We start from the raw sequence: 10,140 nt of genomic DNA, 5'->3' as shown, positions 1-10,140 counted from the left end.
CCCTCCGGGGCCCCCGTCCCCGTATTCCTTTCCGCTTTCCACACCCATGACCCGGATGCCCTCCGCCTCCTCGGCGGGTGGCTCCGCACCCGAATCGTTCCCAGGGGGAGATCACATGGCCGACACCGGCCGCCATCACACCGACGCCCCGGCGCCGCCCGCCCCGGCATCGTCCGCCCGCCGGGAGGAGACCCCCTCCGGAACGGAGAAGCCCGACTCCACGCCCATCCTGGAGTTGCGCTCCCTCACCCGTGTCCACGGCAGCGGTGTCGCCACCGTCCACGCCCTGCGCGGCATCAACCTCACCGTCGGCGCCGGTGAACTCGTCGCCGTGATGGGCCCCTCCGGCTCGGGGAAATCCACCCTGCTGACCCTCGCCGGTGGCCTGGACACCGCCACCTCCGGCCAGGTTCTGGTCGAGGGCGTGGACCTGGGGTCCCTCTCCCGGGCCGAACTCGCCCGGGTGCGCCGCAACCGGGTCGGTTACGTCTTCCAGGACTACAACCTCATCCCCGCCCTCACCGCGGTCGAGAACGTCTCCCTGCCCCGCGAATTGGACGGTGTGTCCTCCAGGGCCGCCCGTCGGGAGGCACTGGCGGCCCTGGAGGAGATCGGTCTCGTGGAGGTGGCCGACCGCTTCCCCGACGAGATGTCCGGCGGTCAGCAGCAGCGTGTGGCCATCGCCCGCGCCCTGGTCGGCGACCGCCGCCTGGTCCTGGCCGACGAGCCCACCGGCGCCCTGGACTCCGAGACCGGCGAGACCGTCCTCGCCCTGCTGAGAAGCCGCTGCGACGCCGGTGCGGCCGGGGTGATGGTCACCCACGAGCCCCGCTTCGCCGCCTGGGCGGACCGGGTGATCTTCCTGCGCGACGGCTCCGTGGTGGACGAGGCCGCCGGTAGCGGCCCGGAGTCCCTCCTCCCGACGGAGGCCGTGCGGTGAAACGGCTGCACATGTGGCGGGCCACCCTGCGCATCGCCCGCCGCGACGCCTGGCGGGCCAAGGGCCGCAGTGCCCTGGTGGTCTCCATGATCGCCCTGCCGATCATCGGTGCCTCCGGCCTCGATGTCGCCCTGCGATCGGCGGACCTGAGCACCGAGGAGCGGCTCACCCGGGAGATGGGCACCGCCGACGCCCGCTTCCTCGACCTCGGTTTCGGCGAGCCCATCCAGCAGTACCCCACGGACAGGACCTCCGCCTACTCGATCTCCGGTTACGAGGAGCCGCCGACCGAGGAGGACGCGCGACGCGGACTGGAAGCCGCCCTGCCCACCTCTCCCGAACGGATCGTCACCGACGCCTCCTCCTCCCCGGCGATCGTCACCACGGCCTTCGGGGTCGCCCCGGCCGAGGTGCGCGAGGTGCCCGCCGACGACCCGCTGACCGAGGGCATGTTGACCCTGCGGGAGGGTCGTTTCCCCGAAGCCGCCGGTGAAGTGGCCGTCACGGAGGCGTTCCTGGACCTCAGCGGACTGAAACTCGACTCCACGGTCGGTTTCCCCGACCTGGAAGACACCGCCCCTCGCATCGTCGGTGTCTACGAGAACCCCTCGGAGCTGAACAGGGAGCAGATCCTCGCTCCTCCCGGGACCCTGATCGCCGAACTGGTCGAGCACGGGGTGGTCGACGGGGTCGACTTCCAGTTCCTGGTGTCGGCGCCGGACGGCGTGCCGTGGTCGGAGGTCCTGAAGATCAACGAGGCCGGGTGGTTGGTGAGCTCCCGTCTCGTCCACCACGATCCCCCGCCGGACGATCAGGTCCCCGCCCTCGCCGAGGGCCGTTGGCATACCGCGAACGGCGACGTCCAGGCCTTCGCCATGGTCGGTGTCGTCCTGGCCCTCGTCATCATGGAGATCTGCCTGCTCGCCGGTCCCGCCTTCGCGGTCGGGGCCCGCCGTTCACGCCGCATGCTCGGACTGGTCGGGGCGAACGGCGGCGACCGTCGACACATCCGGGCGATCATGCTCGGTGGTGGTCTGCTCCTGGGTCTCGTCGCCGCCGTGGTGGGCGTGACACTCGGCACCCTCCTGACCCTCCTCGCCCGGCCGTGGTTGGAGAGCGAGGTGGGGTTCCGGTTCGGCGCGCTGGACCTGCGTCCCCTGGAACTGGCGGCCATCGGGACCATCGCGGTGGTCACCGGCCTGATCGCCGCGCTGGTACCGGCTCTCCTGGCCGCCCGTACCCCGGTGTTGCAGTCGCTCACCGGGCGACGCGGGGTGCGACGAACCGGCCGGACGCTGCCCCTGGTGGGTGCGGCCGCCTTCGTGCTGGGCGCCGGCCTCGCTCTTTTCGGTGGCTTCGCCCTCAACGAGCCCGTGGCCGTGGGGGCGGGAGCGATCGTGGCCCAGTTGGGCCTGGTCGCCATGACACCGGTCCTGGTCGGCATGTTCGGTCGCCTGGGTCGCTTCCTGCCGCTCGGTGGACGCTTGGCGCTGCGGGACGCGGTCCGCAACCGGGCGCGCACCGCCCCGGCGGTGGCGGCGGTTCTCGCGGCGGTCGCCGGTTCCGTCACCCTCGCCACCTACTACGGCTCCGAGGAGGCCCGGAACGAGGCGGGTTACGACCCTCCGGTCCCCTACGGGACGGTGGTGCTGTCGGCGGGCGAGGAGCGGGCTCTCCCCGCCCTGTCGAGAGTCCGCGACACGGTGGAGAAACATGTCGAGACGACGGCACGCGCCGATCTGGCCCGTCCGGTGCCGGAAGAGAAGATCTGCGAGTGGTGGGAGGGTGCCACACCCGGATGCGGCCTGGTGCGTGTCCTGATCCCGGTGGAGAACCAGTGCGGGGAAGAGGAGAGGTTCGCGGAAAACCGGGCCCCGCTTCCGTGGCGGTGCACGGGGTCGGACGGCTATCGGACCTCGCTCGGGGAGGAAGTCGTGATCGGCGGGCCGGAGGTGCTCCGAGCCCTCGGCCTGGACGACCACCGGGCCTCCGAGGCGCTGGAGCAGGGGAAGGCCGTTGTCCTGAACCCGAGGGCCCTGTGGACCGACACCCCCGGCACGGAGCCCGCCGACGGGACCGTCGGTGAGGTGACCGTGGGCCTCAGCACCGCCGAGACCATCCGGGCCGAGGACGAGGCGCGGTACGCGTACCGGGAGGCGGAGGAGTCGGGGTCCGTCACCGGGGCCGTTCCCGCCTCCCACACCGTGTCCGTTCCCGGCCACGGGCAGGCGGTGGCCCTGGAGGACTGGATGAGCTGGGGGCCGATCCTCCCGTCGGATCGGATGGAACGTTTTCCCGCCGTGTACGTGGATCCCGGCAAGGACGCGGTCGGAACGTTCTCCCGGCTCGCCGTGCTCATACCACCGGCGACGGCGGAGGCGGCCGGCCTGCCGACGGTCGATTACGCCACCCTCTGGAGCACGAGCGCGCCGCCCACGGGCGCCGGGTGGCAGGCGGTGGAGGAGGTCCTTCGGGGCATTCCCCACGGGCCGCAGGCCTCCGTCGAGCGGGGGTACATCGGGGACACCGACATCATCCTGCTGGTCATCGCCCTGTTCGCCGGTGTGGTGACCGTGGGAGCGGCCGGGATCGCGACCGGTCTCGCCAGGGCCGACTCGGAGGCCGACCTGGCCACCCTGGCCGCTGTCGGGGCCCCGCCCCGGGTCCGCCGCACCCTGATGGGCATGCAGTGTGCCGTCATCGCGGGCATGGGGGTGGTGCTGGGGTCGCTCTCGGGCCTGGTGCCCGGTATCGCCCTGGTGGTGGCGGAGCACAGCAACCGACTGGCGATGTGGGAGCAGAACGCCCTCGGCGGGGGTACGGACGCCCCGGAGTTGTTCGTCGTACCGCCCCTCGGCCTGTTGGGGCTGATGATCGTCGGTCTGCCCTTGCTGGCCTGGGTGTTGGCCGCTCTGCTGACGCGTTCGGGCACGGGGCTCGTCCGTCGTGCGGAGTGATCGGCGTGCATGATGGAACCATGACGCAGCCGAGGAATGAACCGCCGAAGGAGAGCCCGCAGGTCCTGGTCGTGGGGCCGGACGGAATGGCGCTCGGCAGCGCCGGTCCGCGGGCGAACGCCGAGGGTGAGCGCGGGGAGAACGCCGAGACCCCGGTGACGGAAATGGTCGAGCAGCCGGCCAAGGTGATGCGGATCGGCAGCATGATCAAGCAGCTCTTGGAGGAGGTGAAGGCGGCGCCGCTGGACGAGGCCAGCCGGGCGCGGTTGAAGGAGATCCACTCCAGTTCGGTCAAGGAGTTGGAGGAGGGCCTGGCGCCGGAGCTGGTCGCCGAGTTGGAGCGGTTGTCCCTGCCGTTCACCAACGACCAGTTGCCCACGGACGCGGAGCTGCGCATCGCGCAGGCCCAGTTGGTGGGTTGGTTGGAGGGGCTGTTCCACGGCATCCAGACCGCGTTGTTCGCGCAGCAGATGGCGGCCCGGGCGCAGCTGGAGCAGATGCGTCGGGCGCTGCCCGCCGGGCTCGGCGCGGATGACCACGGTGGTGAGGGGCGCGGGGACGTCCGTTCCGGCCCCTACCTCTGAGCCCTTCCCGCTCCCGGGCCTCTCCGGGAGCCCGGGAGCCCCGACCCGGGGCGGGCGCCCCGACCCCGACTTCCGGGGGTGGCCGGCACGGGGGTCCGGCCGTCCCCGGAATTCCCCTCGCCCCGTCCGGGGCGAGGGCGGGCGGATCCCCGGGATCCGTCGCGCCGCCCGGAGCCCGGCGCCCTCACCGGTCGCCGTCCGCCCGGTCGCCCGCACGGGGCGCCGACACCCGTGACGGGTCCCGCCGAGCCCACCGCGGGTCCCACGAGCGGCGCCCCGCCGCCCGGTCGGTGGACCGGGCGGCGGGGCGCGGTGTCGCTCGTGGGAGGCCCGCCGTGCCCGCCCGGAAGCGGACGGGCACGGATGGGGCCGGGGGTCAGGTCCAGGAGATCAGCCGCTGCGGGTGCTCCAGCACCGCCGCGGTGTCCGCCAGGACCTTCGAGCCGAGTTCGCCGTCCACGAAGCGGTGGTCGAAGGACATCGCCAGCGTGGTGACCTGGCGTGGCTTGACCTTGCCCTTGTGGACCCAGGGCTGCGGCTTGATGGTGCCGACCGCCAGGATCGCGGACTCGCCGGGGTTGAGGATCGGCGTGCCGGTGTCCACGCCGAAGACCCCGATGTTGGTGATGGTCACCGTGCCGCCCTGCATGTCACCGGGGGAGGTACGCCCCTCCCGTGCGGTGGTCACCAGGTCGGTCAGGGCCCGGGACAGCTCGGGAAGGGTCTTGGTGCCGGCGTCCTTGATGTTGGGCACCAGCAGCCCGCGCGGCGTGGCCGCCGCGATCCCGAGGTTGACGTAGTCCTTGAGCACGATCTCCTGGCGCTCCTCGTCCCAGGAGGCGTTGATCTCCGGGTTCCGACGGATCGCGACCAGGAACGCCCGGGCCACCATGAGCAGCGGGTTGATGCGCAGCCCCTCCAGCGAGGGGTCCTTGCGCAGCTTCTCCACCAGCTTCATCGTGCGCGTCACGTCGACGGTGACGAACTCGGTGACGTGCGGGGCGGTGAAGGCGCTGGAGACCATCGCCTTGGCGGTGGCCTTGCGCACCCCCTTGATCGGCACCCGGCGTTCGCGGATCAGCTCCATCGACTGGGGCTCCACCACCGGGGCCCCGGTCCGACCGCGTTCCTCGGTCCCACCGACGATCTCCGCCGGTCCCGTTTCCGGGCCGGGCGGCGCGACGGGGGCGGGGGTGGTGTCCGCGGGCCCTCCGGCCCGCCCGGCACCCGCCGGGGCGGCGGCGCGCTCGGCGTACGCGCGCACGTCCTCGCGCGTGATGATGCCGTCGGCACCGCTCGGGGTGACCTCGGTCAGGTCGATGCCCAGGTCGCGGGCGAGCTTGCGGACCGGGGGCTTGGCCAGCGGGCGGCCGGCCACCGCGGTGTCGGCGGTGACCGGTCCGGGTCCGGCGGTCGGCCCGCTGACGGGCTCCGCCACCGGTTCCGTCACGGTCTCCACCGCCGGAGCGGTCCCGTTCGCGGCGGCCCGTCCGGCCCCCTTGCGGGGGCGGCGCCGGGTGGCGCCGGAGGAAACGCCGTACCCCACCAGGACGGGCTCGCGGGTCTCCTTGGTCGCGGGCCCGCCGGCACCGGAGTCCCCGGTGCCCGGGGCGGGTGCCCCCGGCGAGGTGCCCGCGTCCACCGGCACGGCGGTCGCCGCACCGGTGTCCCCGGCCGCCGCGCCCGGCCCGGTCGCCGCCGGCGGTGCGGCGGGCCCGGCCGACGGGTCGGTGTCCACGCTGATGATGGCGGTACCCACGTCCACCGTGGTGCCCTCGTCGAACAGCAGCTCCGCCACCACCCCGTCGTACGGGATGGGCAGCTCCACGGCGGCCTTGGCGGTTTCCACCTCCACCACGACCTGCCCGTCGGTGACCGTGTCCCCGGGCTTCACCAGCCAGCTGAGGATCTCGGCCTCGGTCAGTCCCTCGCCCACATCGGGCATCCGGAACTCGCGGAATCGCTCCGCGGCGTTCGTCGTCACGACTTCCCTCACCCCTCTCAGAACGCCAGCACGCGGTCGATGCCGTCCAGGACCCGGTCGAGCCCGGGCAGGTACTCCTCCTCCAGACGCGCCGGCGGGTAGGGGGCGTGGAAGCCCCCGACCCGCAGCACCGGCGCCTCCAGATGGTAGAAGCAGCGCTCCGTGATGCGGGCGGCGATCTCCGCGCCCGCGCCGAAGAACACGGGCGCCTCGTGGACGACCACCAGCCGGCCGGTGCGCTCCACCGACGCCTGCAGGGTGTCGAAGTCCATGGGGGAGATGGACCGCAGGTCCACCACCTCCACCGAACGGTCCTCCTCCGCCATCGCCTCGGCGGCGCGCAGCGCCGTGCGCACGGTCGGGCCGTAGGCGGCGAGGGTGAGGTCGGTGCCCTCCCGCAGCACCCGGGCCCGGTGCAGGGGCTCGGCGTCGATGCCCTCGCCGTCGACGCCCTCTGTGGTGACCTCGCCCTTGTCCCAGTAGCGGGACTTGGGCTCGAAGAAGATCACCGGGTCGTCGCAGTCGATGGACTGCCGGAGCATCCGGTAGGCGTCGTCCGGTGTGGAGGGGGTGACGATCTTCAGGCCGGCGACGTGCGCGAAGAGCGCCTCGGGGGACTCGCTGTGGTGCTCCACGGCGCCGATGCCGCCCGCGTAGGGGATGCGGATGACGACCGGCAGCTTCACGGTGCCCAGGGCACGGGCGTGCATCTTCGCGAGTTGGGTGACGATCTGGTCGTAGGCGGGGAAGACGAAACCGTCGAACTGGATCTCGCACACCGGCCGGTAACCGCGCAGGGCGAGGCCGATGGCGGTGCCGATGATGCCGGACTCGGCGAGCGGGGTGTCGATGACCCGCTCCTCGCCGAAGTCCTTCTGCAGGCCGTCGGTGATGCGGAAGACACCGCCGAGCTTGCCGACGTCCTCCCCCATGATCAGGACCTTGGGGTCGGCCTCCATGGCGTGGCGCAGCGAGGTGTTCAGCGCCTTCGCCATCGGCATGGTGCGGGTGTCGGTGGTCGCCATGTCAGTTGCCCTCCCCGTGGGTGTCCTCGAAGGAGGCCAGGTAGGCGGCGAACTGCGCCCGCTCCTCGTCGACCAGTGCGTGCCCGTCGGCGTAGACGTTCTCGAAGATGGCCATGGTGTCGGGGTCCGGCATGGTGCGGATGGCCTCCCGGACGCGGCGACCCAGCGCGTCGCTCTCCTCCTCGACGGCGGCGAGGGCGTCGGCGTCCATCAGCCCCTCGCGCTCGAGGTGGGTGCGCAGGCGCAGCAGGGGGTCGCGGGACTCCCAGGCGCGGCGCTCCTCGTCGGAGCGGTAGCGGGTGGGGTCGTCGGAGGTGGTGTGGGCGCCCATCCGGTAGGTGAACGCCTCGATGAGCATGGGGCCCCCGCCGGTGCGGGCGCGTTCGACGGCGGCGCGGGTGACGGCGAGGACCGCCAGCACGTCGTTGCCGTCCACGCGGACGCCCGGGAAGCCGTAGCCCGCGGCGCGCCGGTACAGCGGGACGCGGGTCTGCTTCTCGGTGGGTTCGGAGATGGCCCACTGGTTGTTCTGGCAGAAGAAGACCACCGGCGCGTTGTACACGGCCGAGTAGGTGAACGCCTCGGCCACGTCGCCCTGGCTGGAGGCCCCGTCACCGAAGTAGGCGACGACCGCCGACTCGGCGCCGTCCTTGGCCACGCCCATGGCGTAGCCGGTGGCGTGCAGGGTCTGGGAGCCGATGACGATGGTGTACAGGTGGAAGTTGTTGCCGTTGGGGTCCCAGCCGCCGTTGTTCACGCCCCGGAACATGCCGAGGAGCTGGGCGGGGTCCACGCCCCGGCACCAGGCGACGCCGTGCTCGCGGTAGGTGGGGAAGACGTAGTCGTCGTCCCGCAGCGCGCGGGCGGAGCCGATCTGGGCGGCCTCCTGGCCGAGGAGCGAGGGCCACAGGCCCAGTTCGCCCTGGCGCTGGAGGGAGGTGGCCTCGGCGTCGAAGCGGCGGGTGAGCACCATGTCGCGGTACAGGCCGCGCAGCTCGTCGGCGTCGAGGTCGATGGTGTAGTCGGGGTGCTCGACGCGTTCCCCCTCGGGGGTCAGCAGTTGCACCATGTCGGGGCCGCCGAACTCGTCGCGGTGCTCCGGGGTGCCGGGGTTCCCGGCCTTTCCGGACGTCGACGCCTTCGGGGCGCCGCCCCGACCGGAGGCGGCCTTCTTCGCGGCACCCTTCCGCGTACCGGCACCACTCGCGGTGGCTTTCCTGCCGGTGTTTCGCCTGGTCGGCCCGGTGTCCTTCCTTTCGGCGGTCTGCTCGGTGGAACCGTCGGTTCCTCCACCGCCGTCTCGTGGCCGGCTGCGCGCGGCAGTGCTCTCCACGGTCACGTGTGCTCCTCCGTCGGTCCGGCCCCCGGGGTCCACCGGGTACCAGGGCGGCTCGCCCGGTGCCGTGCGGCGCACGGGGTGGGTGCGGCGCGGACGGCCCGAGCGTGACAGGTGTCCCGTTCGACGGCCCGCTTGACAACACCGTACCCAGTGTTCCGGGGAACCGTTAAACGTCCCTGACCTGCGGATTTACCTGGATGACCAAGTATTTTCCGCCGGGCCGGGAACGACACTGGTCACAGCCTTGCGAGTCGCGGAGGGACTTTCCCGCACGGTAACGCGACCAACGGGGTTACGGGAAGAGCGGGGGCGGGTTGGCGCACGGGTCGGTGTGCGGGTCGGCACGGCGAGCGGCGCTGTGTGACACTGACACAGTGCGCAAAGAAGGCGAAAACGGAACAATCACCGTATTCCTCGTCGACGATCACGAGGTGGTCCGGCGCGGCGTGCACGAGATGCTGTCGCTCGAGGAGGACATCGAGGTGGTCGGCGAGGCCGGGACGGCGGCCGACGCGCTGGCCCGTATCCCCGCCGCCCGGCCGGACGTCGCGGTCCTGGACGTGCGCCTGCCCGACGGCAGCGGGGTGGAGGTCTGCCGCGAGATCCGATCCCGCGACGAGGGCATCCAGTGCCTGATGCTGACCTCCTACGCCGACGACGAGGCGTTGTTCGACGCCATCATGGCCGGCGCCTCGGGCTACGTCCTCAAGGCGATCCGCGGCTCGGAACTGCTGTCGGCGGTGCGGGACGTGGCGGCGGGCAAGTCGCTGCTGGACCCGGTGGCGACCCAGCGGGTGCTGGAGCGGCTCCGCGACGGCGGCGCGGCCCGGGGGGACGAGCGGCTGGGCCGGCTCACCGAGCAGGAGCGCCGCATCCTGGACCTCATCGGTGAGGGGCTGACCAACCGCGCGATCGGCGAACGCCTGCACCTGGCGGAGAAGACCATCAAGAACTACGTCTCCAGCCTGCTGGCCAAGCTGGGGATGGAGCGGCGTTCGCAGGCCGCCGCGTACGTGGCGCGCCTGCAGGCCGAGCAGGGGCGGCCGGGCGGCGACTGAGGCCGTCGCGGCCCCCGGGCCCCCGGCTCCGGGCCCGCCGCGGCACCGCCCCCGGTTCCGCGGTTTCCGTTGTCGTCAATCACCCGCGTTGTCGCCGATCGGTGGTTTCGGGCCCGGGGTCCCTCCCGGAGCCCCGTCCCCGGGGACCAATGGCCGCGTGCCGGGGACCTTTCCCGCTCCCGACGCGCGCGGTCGGCCGGGCAGGCTGGGCCCATGCCCGTCCCCTCCCCTCCCGACCCCGGCACGCCCGGGG

The 10,140-nt window shown here is 72.6% G+C and carries 7 protein-coding genes; 4 read left to right on the top strand and 3 right to left on the bottom strand.

Annotation, left to right across the window (positions count from 1 at the left end):
• Positions 1-115 precede the first annotated feature (115 nt).
• Genes FOE67_RS07580 through FOE67_RS07570 form a run of 3 tightly spaced genes read left to right on the top strand, consistent with a single transcriptional unit; the run spans position 116 to position 4,481 of the window.
• A complete protein-coding gene (locus tag FOE67_RS07580; RefSeq protein WP_182661778.1) occupies positions 116-940 on the top strand; it encodes an ABC transporter ATP-binding protein in 825 nt (274 codons plus the stop codon).
• Positions 937-3,897 carry an FtsX-like permease family protein gene (locus tag FOE67_RS07575; protein WP_182661776.1) on the top strand — a complete coding sequence of 987 codons (2,961 nt, stop codon included), beginning with the start codon at positions 937-939 and terminating at the stop codon, positions 3,895-3,897. The genes FOE67_RS07580 and FOE67_RS07575 overlap by 4 nt, the downstream gene beginning before the upstream one ends.
• Before the next feature lie 20 nt (positions 3,898-3,917).
• A complete protein-coding gene (locus FOE67_RS07570; RefSeq protein ID WP_182661774.1) occupies positions 3,918-4,481 on the top strand; it encodes a bacterial proteasome activator family protein in 564 nt (187 codons plus the stop codon).
• 376 nt (positions 4,482-4,857) lie between these two features.
• On the opposite strand, the gene FOE67_RS07565 is transcribed toward FOE67_RS07570, so the two are convergent.
• Genes FOE67_RS07565 through pdhA form a run of 3 tightly spaced genes read right to left on the bottom strand, consistent with a single transcriptional unit; the run spans position 4,858 to position 8,829 of the window.
• Positions 4,858-6,426: a dihydrolipoamide acetyltransferase family protein gene (locus tag FOE67_RS07565; RefSeq protein WP_182661782.1), complete on the bottom strand. Its 1,569-nt coding sequence runs from the start codon at positions 6,424-6,426 to the stop codon at positions 4,858-4,860.
• Between the two features lie 56 nt (positions 6,427-6,482).
• On the bottom strand, positions 6,483-7,490 hold the full coding sequence (locus FOE67_RS07560) for an alpha-ketoacid dehydrogenase subunit beta (protein WP_182661772.1): 1,008 nt from the start codon (positions 7,488-7,490) through the stop codon (positions 6,483-6,485).
• A 1-nt stretch (position 7,491) separates the two neighbouring features.
• Entirely contained in the window at positions 7,492-8,829 is a 1,338-nt protein-coding gene (gene pdhA / locus FOE67_RS07555; RefSeq protein ID WP_438874196.1) for a pyruvate dehydrogenase (acetyl-transferring) E1 component subunit alpha, read from the bottom strand.
• A gap of 374 nt (positions 8,830-9,203) precedes the next feature.
• Between pdhA and FOE67_RS07550 the strand changes: the two genes are divergently transcribed.
• Positions 9,204-9,887 (top strand): response regulator, encoded by a 684-nt coding sequence (locus FOE67_RS07550; protein ID WP_438874195.1) that lies wholly within the window; start codon positions 9,204-9,206, stop codon positions 9,885-9,887.
• Positions 9,888-10,140: the final 253 nt, after the last annotated feature.

It is taken from the genome of Streptomyces calidiresistens (assembly GCF_014141525.1).
Classification (GTDB): domain Bacteria; phylum Actinomycetota; class Actinomycetes; order Streptomycetales; family Streptomycetaceae; genus Streptomyces; species Streptomyces calidiresistens.
This window is presented reverse-complemented; position numbering and strand designations above follow the sequence as displayed.